This is a genomic window from Streptomyces sp. NPDC005574 (genome assembly GCF_040605435.1).
Classification (GTDB): Bacteria; Actinomycetota; Actinomycetes; order Streptomycetales; family Streptomycetaceae; genus Streptomyces.
Genome location: NZ_JBEXCW010000005.1, coordinates 97,868 through 115,931, shown reverse-complemented (window position 1 = coordinate 115,931; position 18,064 = coordinate 97,868). Strand labels below are relative to the sequence as shown.

The window sequence follows — 18,064 nt, the reverse complement described above, 5'->3', positions numbered from 1 at the left end:
GGCAGACGTGTTCCACCGCCCCGCCGTCAGACGCCGCCTCGCCACGGCCGCCGTCGCCATGGGTCTGCTCTGCACGCTGTCCACGAGCGCGTGGGCCGGCGCGCGCGCCCCCTCGCCACCCCACACGGATGCCCAGGTCACCACCGTCACCTCCCGCGCCGGCGCCACCACGGCGCTGTCCGGGTACACCATCCAGTCGACGGCGAAGGTGACCGACTCGGCCGCGGCCGTCTCCTCCCCCGGCTACCCGGCGAGCGGCTGGTATCCGGCGGGTTCCCGGTCCACGGTGCTCGCGGCACTGCTCGCGGACGGGAAGTACGCCGACCCGTTCTACTCCACCAACCAGCAGCAGATCCCCAAGGCCGACTTCCAGGTCCCCTGGTGGTACCGGTCGGACTTCACGGTCGCCGACACCGGTGAGCGTACGTATCTCGACTTCAGCGGCGTGATCTCGGCTGCCGACGTCTACGTCAACGGGCAGCAGGTCGCCAAGGCCGCCGACGTGACGGGCGCGTACACGCACCATGAGCTGGACGTCACCTCGCTGGTACGCGCGGGCACGAACACGGTGGCCTTCCGCATCCAGCCCAACAGCCCGAACAAGAACCTCACCATGGGCTGGATCGACTGGCTGCAGCCGCCGCCCGACGAGAACATGGGCGTCGTCCGTGATGTGCTGGTCCGGCGCGGCGGCCCGGTCGCCCTGCGCGACGCGCACGTCGTCACCAAGCTCGACGTACCGACCCTGTCCGCCGCGGATCTGACGGTCAAGGCCCAGGCCCGCAACGAGACAGGCTCCCCCGTCACCGCCACGGTCTCCGGCAGCATCGGCGCGATCTCGTTCAGCACGTCCGTCTCCCTGGCCGCGCACGAGGCCAAGGCGGTCACCTTCACCCCGGCCGACGTGCCGGGCCTGCACCTGACCTCGCCGAAGGTGTGGTGGCCGGCGGGCATGGGCGGACAGCCCCTGTACTCCCTCGCCCTCACCGCGTCGACCGCGGGCACCGTCTCCGACACGGCGCACGAGAGCTTCGGCATCCGCGACGTGAAGGCCCCCCTCAACTCCGACGGCGCCCGGCAGTACAGCGTCAACGGGCGCAAGCTGCTCATCAAGGGCGGCGGCTGGTCGCCCGACGAGTTCCTGCGCTGGGACCGGACGTACGTCGAGGACCGGCTGAAGTACGCACTCGACCTGGGCCTCAACACCATCCGCCTCGAAGGGCACATCGAGCCGGACGAGTTCTTCGACCTCGCGGACCGCTACGGCATCCTCACGCTGCCCGGCTGGGAGTGCTGCGACAAGTGGGAGGGGAACGTCAACGGCGGCGAGCCGGGCGACAAGTGGACCGCAGCCGACCACCCGGTCGCCAGGGCGTCGATGGCCGCCGAGGCCGCCCGGCTGCGCGACCACCCCAGCGTCATCTCCTTTCTCATCGGCAGCGACTTCGCGCCCGACGCGACCATCGAGAAGGACTACCTCGACGCGCTGAAGGCGGCCGACTGGCCCACCCCCGTGGTCGCGGCCGCCTCCGACAACTCCTCCCCCGTCAGCGGAAGTTCGGGCATGAAGATGTCGGGCCCCTACGACTGGATCCCGCCGAACTACTGGTACGCCAAGCGCGAGGGCGGCGCCACCGGCTTCAACTCCGAGACCAGCGCGGGCCCCGACATCCCGACCCTCGACACCCTGCGCCGCATGATGAGCCCGGCGGAACTCGACACCCTCTGGAAGAACCCGGGTTCGCAGCAGTACCACCGATCGCCGTCGTCGACCTTCAGCACCCTGAAGCTGTATGACGACGCGCTGACCGGACGCTACGGCGCACCCACCGGCCTCACCGACTACGTCCGCAAGGCGCAGCTCGCCCAGTACGAGAACGTCCGCGCACAGTTCGAGGCGTACGGACGCAACGCCACCGACTCCACCAAGCCCTCGACCGGGGTCGTCTACTGGATGTTCAACAGCGGCTGGACCTCGCTCCACTGGCAGCTGATGGACCGATACCTCGACCAGGGCGGCGCCTACTTCGGTGCGAAGAAGGCGAACGAGCCGCTGCACGTCCAGTACTCGTACGACAACCGCTCGGTCGTCGTGGTGAACAACCGGCACGCCCCGGCGTCCGGCCTCACCGCTCGGACCACGCTCTTCAACACCGACGGCACCCAGAAGTACGACAAGACCGTCACCGGCGTGACGGTGGGCGGCGACGGCGCGCGGAGCACCGCGCTCACCGTGCCCTCGTCGGTGAGCGGTCTGTCGACGACCTACCTCGCGCGCCTGGTCCTGAGCGACTCCGCGGGCAAGGAGGTGAGCCGCAACGTCTACTGGCTCTCCACCAAGCCCGACACCCTGGACTGGGACAACACCGACTGGTACTACACGCCGACGACCGCCTACGCCGACCTGAAGGGACTGGGCGCCATGGCGCGGGCGCCGGTGTCGGCGACGGCGTCGACCACCTCGTCGGGCGACACCTCGACCACGACCGTCACCGTGCGCAACACCGACGGCGGCAGAACGCCGTCGCTGCAGACGGACGTACACCTGGTGGACACGGCGGGGAAGCCCGTGCTGCCGGTGCAGTGGTCCGACAACGAGGTGAGTCTCTGGCCCGGCGAGTCGGCCACCTTGACGGCCACGTACCGGACAGCCGATCTGCACGGCTCGGCGCCGCGGGTGCGGGTCTCAGGATGGAACACGCCGGAGCAGACCCTCCCGGCGTCCTGACCGGCTCAGGGGGGCCGGACCGGCCCCCCTGAGCGCAGGCCCGGGCCCCCGACCGCCGCTACGGCATCCACGCCGACGGCCGGCCCGCTCCTCGCGTCCTGGGGTCGCGGGGTCCCGGGGTCCTGGGGTCCCGGGGTCCCGGGGGGCCGGGGTCCGAGCGTCGGTCCAGAGCTTCGCACGCCACGCGGCCGGCCGAATCGACGACGGACCCGCCACGGGTCGGCTGCTACCGACGCCCGCTGCCCCGGACCCACCGCAAAACTGCGCGGCCCGGACGTGGGGTGCCGGGCGCGATGCCCGCTCCCCGAGGGGCATGCGTCCGCTGCGCCGCCGTGCCATGCTGACAGTGGAGACACGGAGGCCGCACATGGGGTTCTACGCCGAGCGGGTGCTGCCGCGGATCATCAACGTCGCCTGCGGGGCGAAGACGGCTGAACCGTTGCGTCGCCGTGTCTGCGCGGGCCTGGTGGGCGAAGTGGTCGAGATCGGATTCGGCACGGGCCACAACGTCCCCTTCTACCCGGCCTCCGTCACCGGCGTGACCGCGGTCGAACCGTCCGATCTCGGCTGGAAGCTCGCCGGCGAACGAGTGAAGGGATCGAGGGTCCCCGTGCGACGTGCGGGCCTGGACGGTCAGTCCCTGCCGTTCGAGGACAACAGTTTTGACGCCGCCTTGTCCACGTGGACGCTGTGCACCATCCCTGATGCCGACGCCGCCCTTCGCGAGCTGCGACGCGTCCTCAAGCCCGGAGCAACCCTGCACTTCCTCGAACACGGGCTGGCCCCGCCACAGGACGAGAGGATGCGCGGCTGGCAACGCCGCCTCGAGCCGATCAACAAGCGGCTCTTCGGTGGCTGCCACCTCACCCGGCCCGCTGCCGACATGCTGACGAACGCGGGGTTCTCGATCACGGACATCGACGTCTTCTACGAGAAGGGCGCCCCGAAACCCATGGGAGCCGACTCCCTCGGAACGGCCGTGTCCCCGTAGTGCTGTGCGGGATCTCCAAGGGTCCGGCGCCAGGGCCGGGCCACCCTTGAGTGACCCCGGGCCGCCTCGCGCGACCGCGAACGCCGACTCCCGCTGACCGGGGTCACCTTGACGCGGCCGTAGGTCGGACACCTCCCGAAGGACCCACTGATCAGGTGCGGCCGAACACAGCCACTCCGACCGCTCCGCGCCGGCCCGTTCCACTCGCCCGCAGGGCCGGTCGGACCTCGCGGGCCCGATGGCTGCTCCGGCCGCTCCGCGCCCCCAAGTGGCGTGAGATCAGCGATTGTTGCGTGGTGGTGTGACGCCTGGTAGGACTGTGGCGCGCCGTCAACGTCACATGGTCGATTCTGCGGGGGTTCATGTGGTCGCCACGGCCTTCACGTCCTCGCCGCGGCGACGCCCGGACACTCCGCACCCGGCCCGGCGGCGGCTCCCCGTCGTCGCCAGGCGGGCTGCCGGGCACCGGTTGGGGCTGGCCGCCGTCGCGGTGACCGTAGTGCTGTGTACGACGGCGCTGGCCGCGCTCGCGGCGCTGGCGGGGACTTCGGTGCAGGCCGGGGCCGTACGCCGGCTGGCTGCCGACCCCGACGCGCAGGTGAGCGTCAACGCCTCCTTCCGGGCCGGGGGCATGGCCGCCGCCGATCGTGGGGTGCGCGCCGCCGGTGACCGCGTGTTCGCCGGCGTGCCGCAGCGGACGTACGTGGGCCTTCTGGGCACCTCGCCGGTCTCGGTGGCGGGGATCGACGGGGTGGTGGGCCCGCTGCGCGGCCCCGGGGGCAGCGGCCTGCACCCGGTCGCGGTGCAGGAGGCGGGCAGGTTCGCGCGGTTGGTCGCCGGGAGGTGGCCCGCCGGCACGGCCGACGCCAAGGCCGGCGCGTTCACCTCGCTGCCCGATGTCCGGGTCGGCACCGGCTCCACCGCTCCGGTCGACACGGCGGTGCCCGACGCGCTGGCCAAGCGCCTGGGCGTCGTACCCGGCTCCACCCTTCAGGTGCGGGACGCCTTCAGCCGCGCCATGACGCTGCGGATCACCGGCGTCTTCCGGGCGAGGGGTGCCGTGGGTTTCTGGCCCGCGATGGCCGGCGACCTGGCCCGGGGCGCGACCGCCGACCAGGACCTGCTGGTGGTGTCCGCGTCGGCCCTCAACGGCAGCGCCGCTCTGAACGGGCACCTGACGGCGCACTGGAGCATGCAGCCCGACCTCTCGCGTCTCGACGCGGGCAGCCTCGCCGGGCTGCACGACCGGCTGCGGGCCTTCTCCGGCAGCCAGAGCCGCGTGTCGGTGTTCCGGGGCCGGCAGCCGTCTCTGGACGACCTGAACGTGGCGTCCGGTCTGCCGGACGCGATCGACCACCTGACGGTGCCGGTGGTGGCGGCCCGGTCTTCGCTGTACCTGCCGAGCGTGATGCTGGCGGTCCTCGCCCTGGCGACCCTGGTGCTGGCGGCCCGTCAGCTGACCGTGCGGCGGCGCGAGGAGCTGGCGCTGCAACGGGCCAGAGGCGCCGGCACCCTGCGGCTGCTGCGCGGAGCGGCGGCCGAGTGGGCGCTCACCGCTGTCCCGGCCGCCGGCCTGGCGCCCTTCCTGGCCGGGCTGCTGCACCCCGGCAGCCGGGGCACCGACGTGTGGGCGGTGGTGGGTCTGACGCTGCTGGTGCACGCCGTGGCGGTGCTGTTGCCCGTGCTGCCGTCGGCGCGGTCGCGGCCGGCCCGCGGCGCACGGGCCGCCGCCGCGCAGCGGCTGGGCGCCGACGTGGCGCTGCTGGCCGTCGCGGCCCTCGGATATGCGGAGTTGCGCCGGCACCACTCGCTGATCGCCGACGTGGGCACCGGTAGCGCGTCCGCGGACCCGGTGCTGGTCCTGGTGCCGACCCTGGTGGCCGGTGCCGCCGCGCTCCTGCTGCTGCGGCTGCTGCCGTTGACCTCCCTGCTGCTGGACGCGTTCGGCAGGCGCAGCCGGGGCCTGGTCGCCGCCCTGGCCGGCTGGCAGTTGAGCCGGCGCGCCGCGCGCAACGCGGGACCGGTGGTGCTGATGTGCCTGGCGGTGTCGCTGAGCGCCTTCGCCACCACCGCGCTCGCCTGCCTGGGCGGCCTGGCGTCCGAGCAGGCCGCGTTCACCGTGGGCGCGGACGCACGGATCCTGCCGTCGGCGGACGACGGCTACCCCGCCTCCGTACTGGGCGCCGCCTATCGCGCGCTGCCGGCGGTGACCTCCGTGGCCCCGGTGACGCAGTCGACGGTGAACCTGCCCGGCGGCGCCACCGAGAACCTGGTCGGCACGATCGGCGGGCCCGCTCCCCACACCCCGTCACCCGTCGCCGGGATACGACTGCCCGGGCGGCCGACCGCGCTGCTGCTGGACGAGCGGCTGCGCAGCGACGGCAACCGCGCGGCACCGAACCTGGAACTGACCGTGCAGGACGCCTCAGGCCTCGTCAGCGCCGTCGCGACCCGTCTGCCCGCCGCCGACGGAGCCCGGCACACCGTCGTGGTCTCCCTCGGCGTGGCCTTGAGCGGCGGCCACCCGCGGGCGTACCCCCTGACCGTGACGGCCGTCAACCTGCTGCCGCAGCCCGGCATGCGTCCCGCGCGGCTGAACCTGGAGCTGATCCGGCTCGGCGCGCGCGGCACCACGGACACCTGGGCCGCCCCACTGCCCGGTGGGCAGACCTGGACCGACGGCACAGCCCACGCCTCCGACGCCACCAAAGGGGCCTGCACAGGGCAGCCGGCCGGCGGCTACGTGCCCGGCACGCCCGGGGTGTGCTCCATCGATGCCGGCGGCTCCCAGGTGCTCCGGACCACCGTCAGCACCGGCATCCGGGCCTCGGCGGCAGTCGGCGACGCCTTCGGCGGCCTGACCGAGAGCGACTACGCCACGGTGGCCGGCAGCCGGGTGCGACTCGTGGCGGGTGGGGCCGGCGGCCCGGCGCCGCTTCCGGTGCGCGTCGACGCCACAGCGCTGCGCGAAGCGCGCCTGAGCGTGGGCGGCACGACCACGCTGGACCTGGGCGGCGGCCAGGTCACCGCTCGCATCGTGGGCCAGGTCGACGCGTGGCCCGGACTGGGCCGCGGACAGGGGCATCTGATCGCCGACCAGCGCCGACTGGCCGCCGCTCTGACGCTGGCCGGTGTCGACCAGAAGGAGCCCGCGTTCTGGTGGCTCGGCAGCACCGACAGCGAGCGCACGGCCGCGTCCGCCGAGGCGCAACCCGCGCTGGGTCGCGTCACCACCACGGCGCGCACCACCGCGTCCCTGGAGGCCGACCCCTTTCGCCGGGGGCTGCGCCGGGTGCTGGAACTGGTCCGGTATCTGGCCCCCGGTTTCGCTGTCGTCGCCTTCACCGTGCACGCCGTGGTCTCCACTCGGCAGCGCCGCAAGGAGTTCGCCCTGCTGCGGGCGATCGGCGTCCGTCCCGGGAGCCTGTCCGCGCTGCTGGGCGCCGAGCAACTGGGCCTGACCCTGTTCGCGGTGATCCCGGGGGCCGTGATGGGCATGGTCCTGGCGTCGGCCGTGCTGCCGCTGGTCACCGTCGACGACAGCGGACGGACCCCCTATCCGCCGCTGCCCCAGGTCATGCCCTGGGGCACCGTGGCACTGACCGCAGTGGCGACCGCACTGGCCATCAGCGCGGTCGTGCTGACACTGGCCCGCCTGCTGGCCCGGGTGGACCTGGGACGCGTGCTGCGAGCGGGGGAAGACCGTTGAGCCGAGGGGCCGGACACGACCGGAGAGGGCGGACGGTGACACGACCCGCGGGCGCGGCGATGACGCGGCGCCTGATACGCAGGGAGACCCGCGGCGACCTGCCGGCGCTGGCCTGCCTGGCCGCGCTGGTCCTGGCGCTGACGGCGCTGTGCGCCTGGGCCCCCGCCCTCGCGGGCCGCCAGGAGGACCGGGCGCTGCGGCAGCGCGTCGACGCGGCCCAGGCACAGGCGCCCCTGATCAGCCTGAGCACCACTCCGGAGGTCTTCGACACCTCGCCGCCCACCGTGGACATGTCCGGCCTCCTCGGCGCCGACCGCATCTTCAGCGACCAGCTCAGCGGCCCCGGCGCGAGGCACCTGACCTTCACCGGCGGAAGCTACGACTACGCCCCCGCGTCCCTGATCTCGCCGCGGCCGCCGGGGCCCGCGAACACCACCACGCGTCTGACGGTCAGCTACCTTCCTCCCGCGCGAGCTCACCTGCACTACGTCAGCGGTCGCGCGCCGGCCGACCACACGCCACTGGGAACCGTGCCCCAGATCGGGCTGTCGCAGACCACCGCGCGGGCGCTGGGTGTCCGGACCGGCAGCCGGCTGGCCCTCGAGTTCGCCAGAACACCCGCGGTGCAGAGCGCAGCGCCCCACGCGACGCTGGTGGTGAGCGGGACCTACCGCACCACGGCGGCGACCGACGACTTCTGGAACGGCCGCGAGACGTTGGACCGGCCATCGCGCTACCCGGCCGAGCACTCCGCCGGCACCGTGCTCGACGTCCGCGGCCTCGTCGGTCTGGACGCCGCCGACCTGCTGGCCGCCGCCGGGGTGGGCGGCCCGCGGGTGACCTGGCAGTTGCGCGCCGACCTGTCCGGGGCGGCGCTGGACGAGGCCCGCGCCCTGACCGGGCCGCTGTCCCGCTACGGCGCGGACCTGAGCGCCGCCCTGTGCCAGGGGACCGACTGGGTCACCGGTGACCTCGGCTGCCGCGTCATCGGCCAGGCCACCGGGCCCCTGCTGGTGACCGACTCCCTGACACCGCTGCTCGCCGCGTTCACCGCACAGGACGAGCAGGCCAGGGCGCTGGCGACGTTCGCCGTCGACGCGCTGGCCGCGGTCGCCCTGGCCACCGTCATCGTCGCGGTACGGCTGCTGCTGCGCCGACGGCAGGCGCATCTGCGGTTGCAACGTGCGCGGGGCGCCTCCACAGCCCGGCTGGTACTGCTGCGCTGCGCCGTCGCCTGGCCCGCGGTGCTGTGCGCCGCCCTCCTCGGCTGGGCCACAGGACGAGCTCTCGCTCCCACGGGCGCCTCCGGATCGCCGCAACCCGTGCCCGCCGCCGTCGCCGCCGCGGTGGTGGCACTGACGGTGCCGCTGATGACCTGGCTGGCGGTCCGCGAGCCGCGCGAGCCGCGCGGGCCCCGCCGCCTGCGACGCCCCCGCACGCACACCGTCGTCGGCCGGCGCCTGGTCATGGAGCTCACCGTGCTGCTCACGACGGTGTCGGGCGTGGTCGCGCTGCGCTCGCAGGGCCCCGACGGGATCCTGGGCGCGGTGCCGGTGCTGGTGGCGCTGGCCGTCGTACTGCTCCTGCTGCGGATCTACCCGCTCGTTCTCCGTCTGGTGCTACGGCGGGCTCGGCGCGGCCGGGGAACGGTGGGCTTCATCGGGGCGGCCCGGGCCGCCCACGACGCCCCGGCGACCGGGCTGGCCCTGTTCGTCCTGGTCCTGACCCTGGGCACGGCCGTGTTCGGCGGCCTGGTGCAGCGCACGATCGACGACGGCCTGGCCGCGGGTGCCGCCTGGAGCACCGGTGCCGACGCGAGCGCGACCGTGTCCGGGACCGGCACCTCCGCCAGAACCGCGACCACCGCCGCCGGGGCCGGGGCCACCAGCGGAACACGGACCGCTCTCCAGCAGCTGCGCACCCTCGACATGGCGGGACAGGCCGACGGCGCGGTGATCCGCCAGGTCGCGGTGGTCACAGTCGATCCCCGGCAACTGGCCGGCGTCGCTCCGAAGTCACCGCTGGCCGGCGCCCTGCTGTCCGGGCTGGCCACACCGCCCAAATCCCGGGCCGGCGCGCACGTCCCGCTGCCGGCCTTCCTCTCGCCCGACCTGCGGGCGAGGGAGCGCACCGGCGACCTCACCACCACCGTGGTGGCCCCGGAGCAGGCCCCGGTGGACCTGATCCTCAAGCCGGTCGGCACCCTCACCCCCGCGCAACTGCGCGACCCCCTCCTCGGGCCGGTCATGGCGCGGATCCCCGCCGGGACACCGATGCTGATCACCGACGCCGGCGCCGAAGACCTGTTGGGCCGGCAGTCCTCGGGGAGCACCGTCCTTCTCCTCAAGGGTGACGGTCCCGCCGCCGAGCCCGCCGCACTGCGCTCGACGGCGGCCAAGGTGCTCGGTCCGCTGGCCCGTATCCGCGTCCGCTCCGAAACACTGAGCAGTCTGCGGGAGGACGGCCTGACGCAGGGCCTCGGCACGATCTACGCCGTCACCTCGGGCCTGGCCGCCCTCTCCGGTCTGCTCGCGCTCGCCCTGGAGCTGACGCTCACCTCCCACGAGCGCAGCCGCACCACCTCGTTCCTGCGCACGCTCGGCCTCGGCGGGAAACAAGCCGGAGCGGTGCACTTCCTGCAACTGCTGCCGCTGGCCGTGGCCTCGGCGGTGGGCGGCACACTGCTCGGACTGCTCGTACCGCGGCTCATGGCGGGGACGCTGGACCTGCGGCAGTTCACCGGCGGACCGGCCCAACCGGCGCTGCGGACCGACTACTCCCTGACCCTCGCCCTGGTCGCCGGCGTGACCGCGTTGATCCTGGCCGCCGCGGCCACCGAGACCGTCCTCGCCCGCCGGCGCCGCCTGGGGACCGTGCTGCGCCTCCCGTGAACTCCTCGCGGCTCCGCACCCGGTGGCCGTCGGTAGGCGGCCGCCGGGTGAACCGCCTACCGCGGGCGCTCGGCGCTCTCCGCACTCGGGCCGGCCTCCTGCGCGATGTGCGCGTCCTGCGCGTCGGACTTCGCCCGCCGCGCGGCCTCGTCGGGCCATACGCCGATGTGGTCGCTCTCCAGAGCCAGCCGCACGCGCTTGCGCAGGTGCAGGCGCTCGGTGAACTCGCCCGGCAGTTGCAGCCTGCCGCTGCCGTCCAGCACCGCGTACTCCTCGGCGGTCAGCACCTCGACGCCGTCCTCGCCGGTGGCGACCCGGCGCAGCACCTCGGTCGAGGTACGGCCGTTGCGGATCCGTACGGTCCGCTGGACCTGCTCCGACACCAGAGCGTCGTGGGTGACCACGACCACGGTGACGCCCAACTCCTCGTTGGCCCGGCGCAGTGCGGCGAACACCTCGTCGCTGGTGGCGGTGTCGAGTTCGCCGGTGGGTTCGTCGGCGAGCAGCACCCGGGGCGCGTTGGCGTTCGCGACGGCGACGGCCACCCGCTGCTGCTCGCCGCCGGAGAGTGTGTCGGGGGTGCGGTCCCGGCAGTGGCCGACGGACAGCAGGTCGAGCAGTTCCTCCGCCCGGGCCCGGCGCCGGGAGCGCTTGATCCCGGTGTACGTCATCGGAAGCATCACGTTCTCGGCCGCCGAGAGGTAGGGCAGCAGGTTGCGGGAGGTCTGCTGCCAGACGAACCCCACGATCTCGCGCCGGTACCCGAGCCGGTCGCGGCGCTTCATCGCAAGCAGGTCGTGTCCGGCGACCTCGGCGGCGCCGGCGGTGGGCACGTCCTGGCCGGACAGTATGCCCAGCAGGGTGGACTTGCCGGAGCCGGAGGCCCCGATCACCGCGATCATCTCGCCCTCGGCCACGGCCAGGTCCAGACCCTGGAGGGCCTGCACCTCCACACCCTCGGTCTGGTAGATCCGCACCAGGTTCTCGCAGACCACCAGTCCCTCCTCGCGTCGCGGGGCGGCCGCTACGGCGGCCCGGCGTCGCAGCTCGTCCAAGTCCGGCGCGCCGGCGGGTTGTTCGGGCACTACCACGCGGTCCCCCGAGGAGATGAAAGCTACGGACAACTCTGCCGGACAGCCGCCAGGGTAATGCGGCGCGGTGAGATCCCGGCGGGCGCGGGCCGGAGAGCCGCGCCGTCCCGGACAGTCACGCGGCGCCGCCCGCGGCGGGTGGCAGGCGCTACCAGCGGGACCCCTTCCGCCCTGTAGGGCATCGGCCGTGGGCGAGGCCGGTCCACCGGCCCGTGGGCGGCGCCGTCACAGGTCTTCGACGATGCGGCCGTCGCGAAGTTCCAGCACCCGGTCGGCCAGCGCGAGGAGTTGTGTGTCGTGGGTGGCGACCAGAGCGGTGACGGATTCGCTGCGGACGACGGCGCGCAGCAGGTTCATCACGGTGAGACCGGTGTCGGCGTCGAGCTGGCCGGTGGGTTCGTCGGCGATGATCAGGGCCGGGTTGTTGGCCAGCGCGCGGGCGATCGCGACCCGCTGCTGCTGGCCGCCGGACAGTTCGCCGGGACGCTGGTCGGCATGGTCGGAGAGACCGACAAGGGAGAGCAGGAGAGCGACGCGGGCCTCACGGTCGCGTGCCGCAGCCTTCCGCAGGCGCAACGGGACTCCGACGTTCTCGGCGGCGGTCAGGATCGGGATGAGGCCGAAGGACTGGAAGACGAAGCCGATGCGGTCGCGGCGCAGCGCCAGCAGGTCGTCGTCGCCGAGGCCGGCCAGGTCCGTGCCGTCGAGGACGATCCGGCCGCCGTCCGGAGTGTCGAGGCCACCGACCAGGTTGAGCACGGTGGTCTTGCCGGAGCCCGAACGGCCCCTGAGGGCTACGAGTTCGCCGCGCGGGACGCTGAACGAGACACCGCGCAAGGCGTGCACCGCGGTGTCGCCGCTGCCGTAGGTACGGCGCAGGTCCTCGACCACGACCATCTCGCCGGTCGGCGTCCGGACGTCCGCGACAGCGCCGCGACCACTGGACCGCTCGTTCATGGTTCCTCCCCCACCCCGCCCCCACCCGGACCGGGCGGTCGCGCATCGCACCGTACGGTACGCGGGACGCACGTGGGAAGGGCGGCCAGGGGCGCACCCCGGGCGAGCGTGTCCCTTCCCGGTGGGTGACGCCGACCAGGAGCCCGAAAGGCTCAACTGGTGGGCCGTACTGCGTGGTTACACGGATGGCCACACGGGCTCGTGTGCGGGACGGGTCGGTCCGGCCCCGCACCGCCAGGGCGGGCGGGCTCCCGGGCGGGGCCGGACCGACCGGGCCTCAGGTGGAGGGGACCTCGTCGACGAAGGTGGTTCCCGCGCCGCGGTACGCGGCGACGCGGGCGGCCACCTGGGCCGGGGTGAGGACCTGGTCCTTGACGTGCAGGACGTAGTCGACCTGCTCGTCGTAGGCGCGCGGTGTGGTCGAGGTCTGGCCGTCGAGGTCGATCAGCCACTGGTTGAAGTTGATCGACATCGGTCGCTCGGGCAGGTACTCGGCGTCGTGGGTGCCGAAGAGCTGCCCGTCGATGTAGTACTTGATGCTGCTGTTGTCGATGGTGACGACGAGGTCGTGCCAGCCGGCGTAGCTCTGCCGGGCTTCGGTGTGCTGGTTGACGGCCTGCCAGGGGTCGGGGTTGTACGTCTCCCACGACGTCGTGTAGAGGATGTCGCCGGACTCGCCCCAGCCGCCGTTGGGCAGGTACTCGAAGTCGTACTCCGAGTAGTCGTCGGCCATCGGGGCCTTCAGGTCGTTGATGGTGAAGAACGTCTGCACCAGGTGGTCGCCGTCGGGACCGTAGGCCGGCGCGTCCGCGAACTTGACCCGGGCCGCGTAGGTGCCGTTCTTGAACTTGGTGCTCCTGGAGACGACTTCGGTCTGCCTGGTGGACTCCCCGGTACCCGATGTGGAGGTCCGCAGGTTCATGACCGGGTTGCCGGAGACGGTGGGGAAGGTGACCTTCGAGGGGTCCCAGGTCGCGCCGGGGACGCCGGGGCCCCCGGAGTTGGAGCGGACGTTCCAGCCATGCGCGGAGACGGCGGGGTCGGTGGCGGAGGTGTAGCCGAAGTCGTCGAAGAGGGTCTGGCCGCCGCCCGTGGGCGGGTCGGTCGGGTCCGTGGGGTCGGTCGGGTCGTTGCCTTCGGGGGCGGTTCCCCACACGGTGCTGCCGGCGAGCTGCGCGGTGACCTTGGTCCAGTCGGCGTAGGACGTGCGCGCGGCGTTGAACGAGTAGTCGTCCGACTGCCGCAGGGTCTGCCAGTTGGACTGGTAGAAGCGCAGTTGCAGATCTCCGGTGTCGGCGTTCGGCGTGACGCTGCCGGCTCCCGGGGTGAAGCCGATCTCGAGGTAGCGGTCCGCGGTGGCGGTGGGGTGGCTCAGCGTGCCGAAGGTGCCGGTCACGTTGGCGCACCCGCGCACCGCCCAGGAGCAGGCGAAGCGGTAGGAGGCGCCCGAGGAGTCGGCCTTGAAGTAGTAGCGGATCTTCACCTGGCTGAGCTGGACGGTGGAGGAGCCGGTGTTGCGCACCTTGAGCCAGGGCTCGCTCTGATCGGCGGTGGCTCCGGTGGAGCTGGTGCGGTACTGGACGGCGACGGCGTCGGCCGCGGCGCCGGCTGTCCCCGGGACGGCTGCCAGGACGGTGCTGCCCAGCAGGGTTGACAGGGCCAGGGCGACACGGCGGCGGCCGGTGGTCGGTCGGGTTGTCATCCGGGTTCCTTTCCTTGCGCCTCCCGCTTCTCGCGGGAGATCGGAGGTGGGGGGTGGCGGAACGTCGGGGCGGAGAGAGTTCGGCGGGGGGCGGGGCGGCGGTGATCGGTCGCGCCGACCAGGTCCTCGATGCGGTACGTCACGGTTCACCTCGGAGATACCTGGACACGGAGAGCACGCCACACTTGACCAGTTGGCTCGCCACGGCTTTACCAGTCGGTGCCGGATGAAAGTGGCATGGACCAATGCAACCGTCAACCCCCCTCGCACGCAGGGAATTTACGGCGGCGGAGCGCATTCCGACTCGATCGGGCGGCTGGATCACCCGCCGTCCGACCGGCTAAAGTCTGTTTACCAGCAGACCAATCTCGGTCGGGGCCGTACCATCGCCCCTCCCGACGAGGAACGAGAGCCCCCGAATGGAGATCGACCCCGCCGCCTCCGGAGCGGTACTCAAACGGGAGAGGGTCCGCGAGGCGATCCTCGAACTGATCGAGGAGCGCCGGCCGGGTGACGCCATCCCGTCCGAGCGCACGCTGTGCGCGGAGCTCGGTGTCTCCAGGCCCACCCTGCGCGCCGCCGTGGACCAGCTCGTCGTCGCCGGACTGCTGGTGCGCGAACACGGCCGGGGCATGTTCGTCGCCGCCGAGAAGATCACCCAGGAACTGGTCTCGGACCGGCAGAGCCTCAGCCTGCCGCAGGCTGCCGGTCTGTGGACGAGCAGGCTTCTGCAGTTCAGCAGCCTGCCGGCCGGCGCCCGGGTGGGGCGCAAGCTGCGCATCTCACCGGCGGCCCGCATCCGGTACGTGGCGCGGCTGCGCCTGGTGGACGGCTCACCCATGGCCATCGAATACCTGCACGTCCCGGCGGAGCTGGTGCCGGACCTCACCAGCGACGAAATGGAGAGCGGCGACCTGTACGAGCACCTGCGGGAGCGGCACGACGTGCAGGTCAGCGAGGCGGTGCAGTCCATCGAGCCCACCGTGGTGACGCGCGCGGAGGCGGATCTGCTCGACGTGCCCGAGCTGTCGCCGGCGCTGCTCTTCGAACGGCTCACCTCCGACCATCACGGCCGGCCGGTGGAGTACGTGCACTCGCTCTACCGGGGGGACCGCTACCGCATCGTCTCCCGGCTGGCGCTAGGCCCGCGCACCGACCGCGATCCGGCCCACACCGGACATCACCCCGGCATTCCCCCGGGGGACCTCATGCCAGGCGAACCCCTCACCTTCTCCACCCGTGGCGTGGTACAGGACGACCGCTGACCGGGCCGCCCCACGCATCCGGCCCGTGGCCGGAACGAGCATCCACACCGGCCGGCCGCGGCGACGGGGCTCCGCGCTGCCCCGCGCCCGACGGTGCGAAGTTCCACTCCGCCTCCGCCCGGCCGAGTCGGGTGGCGTGGATCAAGGGACGGCCATCATGTGGGGAAAGATTCACCCGTCGCAGATTCCGGTGCGGAGCGGGAACAGACGGTCCGACCGGCACTGTTGCACCGACCGGGAGACCGGCGCCGTGCGGACGGGGAACACGGAGAGCGGCCGGCCGCCCCGACGTGGTCCGGGGCTCTCGGACCCGCCGTACACCCGGTCCTCATCCGATATCGAGAGGCGACCGCTCGTGCGGCCGCCGCGGACCCGGACCGACGCCTTTCACACAGGAGGACTGCTTCATGAATGACCGGCCCTTGACGCTCATGGCGGTGCACGCCCACCCGGACGATGAGGCCACCGGAACCGGAGGGGTCCTCGCGCGGTACGCGGCGGAAGGCATCCGCACGGTTCTCGTGACGTGTACCGACGGCGCTTGTGGTGACGGGCCGGGGGGCGTCAAGCCGGGCGATCCCGGACACGATCCGGCGGCGGTCGCCTCGATGCGCCGTCAAGAACTCGAGGCGAGCTGCGAGGTCCTGAAAATCAGCGATCTGGAGATGCTGGACTACGCCGACTCCGGAATGATGGGCTGGCCGACCAACGACGCCCCCGGATCCTTCTGGCAGACCCCGGTGCAGGAGGGCGCGACCCGACTCGCGGAGCTGATGCGGCACTACCGGCCCGATGTGGTCGTCACCTATGACGAGAACGGTTTCTACGGCCACCCCGACCACATCCAGGCCCACCGCATCACGATGGCGGCGCTGGAGATGACCGCGCTGACACCGAAGGTGTACTGGACCACCATGCCCCGCTCGATGATGCAGCGGTTCGGCGAGATCATGCGCGAGTTCCATGAGGACATGCCGGAGCCGGATCCCGCCGAGGCCGCCGCGATGGCCGAGATCGGGCTCCCCGAGGAGGAGATCACCACCTGGGTGGACGCCACCGCGTTCGGCGGCCAGAAGTTCGACGCGCTGGCCGCGCATGCCAGTCAGGGCGAGAACATCTTCTTCCTCAAGATGGGCCAGGAGAGGTTCACCGAGTTGATGGGCGTCGAGACCTTCCTCCGTGTCCAGGACACCACCGGCGCGGCTTTGCCGGAGAACGACCTCTTCGCCGGACTGCGCTGATCCGTCCGCCCACGGGGCCCGGGAGAGCTCATGGTCATCATGGCTCGATCGGGCACCGTGGCACACCCGGAGGGCGAACGGATGCGGCTGGTCGTCCTCGCCCGCTCAGGAGCCGACGATGCGGCGCACGTTGTCCACGGCGCCGCAGTCCGCTTTCAGCTGACGCTCACGCTCTTCCAGAAACGCCTCGCCCAGTTTCTCGCGGCGCTCCATGGCCACGCTCTCGCGCGCCCCGTTGAGGATGGTGCGCTCTTCCTCGTCCGCGTGGTGAGTGACGGCCTGCACGAGTTCTTCCAGCTTCTCGTCCCATTCCTCGGAGCCGACCTCGTCGACCTCAAGGAGTTCCAGGAGCGCCTTGTTGCCCTCCTCGTGCTCCTCTTCGCCGTGTTCCACCTCGTCGTCGTCGATCTTCTTGTAGCGCTTGAGGGCGGGATAGACCTTCGCCTCCTCCGCCTGGGCGTGCGCGATCAGGAGATCGGAGAACTCCCGCAGCGCGGCGGCCCGGTCGGCTTCGACGCTGCGCATCAGGCGGAAGAGATCCTCCATCTTCCGGTGGTCCTGGAGGATGAGTTCGACGACATCTCGTGTCTCTGCCATGGGAAGGGAGTCACTTTCGTGCGAGGGGACCTTGCCGAGTCCCAGTACCCCGTCCTGGCGTGTTCAGCGGGACATTCCCCGCCCGAGGTGTCCGCACGCCGGAGGGCCTGTGGCCGGCAAACGGAAAACAGAGATGTTTGTTCGAGCGTGATCGGTGCAGACGTTGGACTGACACAGCCTCTTACTCTTACGACGAAGCGGAGACGCACCATGGGCATCATCGCGTGGATCATCATCGGCCTGCTCGCCGGCGCCATCGCCAAGGCCCTGATGCCGGGCAAGGACCCCGGTGGCATCATCGTCACCATGCTCATCGGCATCGTCGGCGGTCTGCTCGGCGGCTGGCTCGGCAAGGTGATCTTCGGCGTCGACTCCATCGACGGGTTCTTCGACCTCTCCACCTGGATCGCCGCGATCGTCGGCTCCGTCATCCTGCTCCTCATCTACCGCCTCGTCACCGGCAACCGACACTCGCATCGCCACGCGTAATTGCCGCACGCACACACTTGGCGACAACCCCGATGGCTCCCCCCTGATGTCCAGGGCGGGAGCCATCGGGGTCTGCGGCGACCAAGGCACGGCGGCCCCGTGTGGATCGGTGACACACAGAACGCCGACGACCTCGGCTTCCGGCTGTCCGAGTCATGCCGGTGCGCGCCTGGACCCGCGTCCGGTCAGGGCATGGCGTTCCGAGCCAGACGCAGGGTGATTCCGTGGGTGGGCGTAGCGGCTACCTCTCGGCTGTTCGAAGTCTCGCGATGCGTTCGGAACGTTGGCGAAACACAAAAGGCGCGCCGCGGGGTGTCAACAGGTCAGCGGACAACGCTTCGTTGCCGTCGTGCGGCTGTGGCCGCATTGGACGTCGGCCGCGAACAACGCCAGGTGCGGGGCC

General features: G+C 72.1%; 11 protein-coding genes. 7 read left to right on the top strand and 4 right to left on the bottom strand.

All coding sequences use genetic code 11. The features are described 5' to 3' along the window. Positions 1-7: 7 nt before the first annotated feature. From ABZT03_RS05695 to ABZT03_RS05680, 4 genes are all read left to right on the top strand, one after another. A complete protein-coding gene (locus ABZT03_RS05695) occupies positions 8-2,728 on the top strand; it encodes a sugar-binding domain-containing protein (RefSeq protein WP_356033945.1) in 2,721 nt (906 codons plus the stop codon). 367 nt (positions 2,729-3,095) lie between these two features. Next, complete coding sequence (locus ABZT03_RS05690; RefSeq protein WP_356033942.1) at positions 3,096-3,719, top strand: class I SAM-dependent methyltransferase; 624 nt, start codon at positions 3,096-3,098, stop codon at positions 3,717-3,719. A gap of 499 nt (positions 3,720-4,218) precedes the next feature. After that, complete coding sequence (locus tag ABZT03_RS05685; protein WP_356033939.1) at positions 4,219-7,428, top strand: ABC transporter permease; 3,210 nt, start codon at positions 4,219-4,221, stop codon at positions 7,426-7,428. Positions 7,429-7,463: 35 nt separating this feature from the next. Continuing rightward, positions 7,464-10,319, top strand: a complete 2,856-nt coding sequence (locus ABZT03_RS05680) for a hypothetical protein (RefSeq protein WP_356033936.1) — start codon at positions 7,464-7,466, stop codon at positions 10,317-10,319. Positions 10,320-10,375: 56 nt separating this feature from the next. On the opposite strand, the gene ABZT03_RS05675 is transcribed toward ABZT03_RS05680, so the two are convergent. The 3 genes from ABZT03_RS05675 to ABZT03_RS05665 form a co-directional block, all read right to left on the bottom strand. Continuing rightward, a complete protein-coding gene (locus ABZT03_RS05675) occupies positions 10,376-11,374 on the bottom strand; it encodes an ABC transporter ATP-binding protein (RefSeq protein WP_356034171.1) in 999 nt (332 codons plus the stop codon). Positions 11,375-11,635: 261 nt separating this feature from the next. Then, positions 11,636-12,367 (bottom strand): ABC transporter ATP-binding protein, encoded by a 732-nt coding sequence (locus ABZT03_RS05670; protein WP_356033933.1) that lies wholly within the window; start codon positions 12,365-12,367, stop codon positions 11,636-11,638. Between the two features lie 277 nt (positions 12,368-12,644). Next, positions 12,645-14,069 (bottom strand): cellulose binding domain-containing protein, encoded by a 1,425-nt coding sequence (locus ABZT03_RS05665; protein WP_356033929.1) that lies wholly within the window; start codon positions 14,067-14,069, stop codon positions 12,645-12,647. A 419-nt stretch (positions 14,070-14,488) separates the two neighbouring features. On the opposite strand from ABZT03_RS05665, the gene ABZT03_RS05660 reads away from it, so the two are divergent. Next, a complete protein-coding gene (locus ABZT03_RS05660) occupies positions 14,489-15,334 on the top strand; it encodes a GntR family transcriptional regulator (RefSeq protein ID WP_356033926.1) in 846 nt (281 codons plus the stop codon). A 407-nt stretch (positions 15,335-15,741) separates the two neighbouring features. Continuing rightward, positions 15,742-16,575, top strand: coding sequence for a PIG-L family deacetylase (locus ABZT03_RS05655; RefSeq protein ID WP_356033923.1), 834 nt, complete (start codon positions 15,742-15,744; stop codon positions 16,573-16,575). A 105-nt stretch (positions 16,576-16,680) separates the two neighbouring features. Here ABZT03_RS05655 and ABZT03_RS05650 read toward each other — a convergent pair whose 3' ends face one another. Next, positions 16,681-17,172, bottom strand: a complete 492-nt coding sequence (locus ABZT03_RS05650; RefSeq protein ID WP_356033920.1) for a hemerythrin domain-containing protein — start codon at positions 17,170-17,172, stop codon at positions 16,681-16,683. A 210-nt stretch (positions 17,173-17,382) separates the two neighbouring features. Between ABZT03_RS05650 and ABZT03_RS05645 the strand changes: the two genes are divergently transcribed. Next, positions 17,383-17,661 carry a GlsB/YeaQ/YmgE family stress response membrane protein gene (locus ABZT03_RS05645; protein ID WP_356033917.1) on the top strand — a complete coding sequence of 93 codons (279 nt, stop codon included), beginning with the start codon at positions 17,383-17,385 and terminating at the stop codon, positions 17,659-17,661. The last annotated feature ends 403 nt before the right edge of the window (positions 17,662-18,064 follow it).

Bases quoted from the DNA above. Each gene is read 5' to 3' on its own strand.
- ABZT03_RS05690 (WP_356033942.1), top strand. From the start codon at position 3,096: ATGGGGTTCTACGCCGAGCGGGTGCTGCCGCGGATCATCAACGTCGCC.
- ABZT03_RS05670 (WP_356033933.1), bottom strand. From the start codon at position 12,367: ATGAACGAGCGGTCCAGTGGTCGCGGCGCTGTCGCGGACGTCCGGACG.
- ABZT03_RS05665 (WP_356033929.1), bottom strand. From the start codon at position 14,069: ATGACAACCCGACCGACCACCGGCCGCCGCCGTGTCGCCCTGGCCCTG.
- ABZT03_RS05660 (WP_356033926.1), top strand. From the start codon at position 14,489: ATGGAGATCGACCCCGCCGCCTCCGGAGCGGTACTCAAACGGGAGAGG.
- ABZT03_RS05655 (WP_356033923.1), top strand. From the start codon at position 15,742: ATGAATGACCGGCCCTTGACGCTCATGGCGGTGCACGCCCACCCGGAC.
- ABZT03_RS05650 (WP_356033920.1), bottom strand. From the start codon at position 17,172: ATGGCAGAGACACGAGATGTCGTCGAACTCATCCTCCAGGACCACCGG.
- ABZT03_RS05645 (WP_356033917.1), top strand. From the start codon at position 17,383: ATGGGCATCATCGCGTGGATCATCATCGGCCTGCTCGCCGGCGCCATC.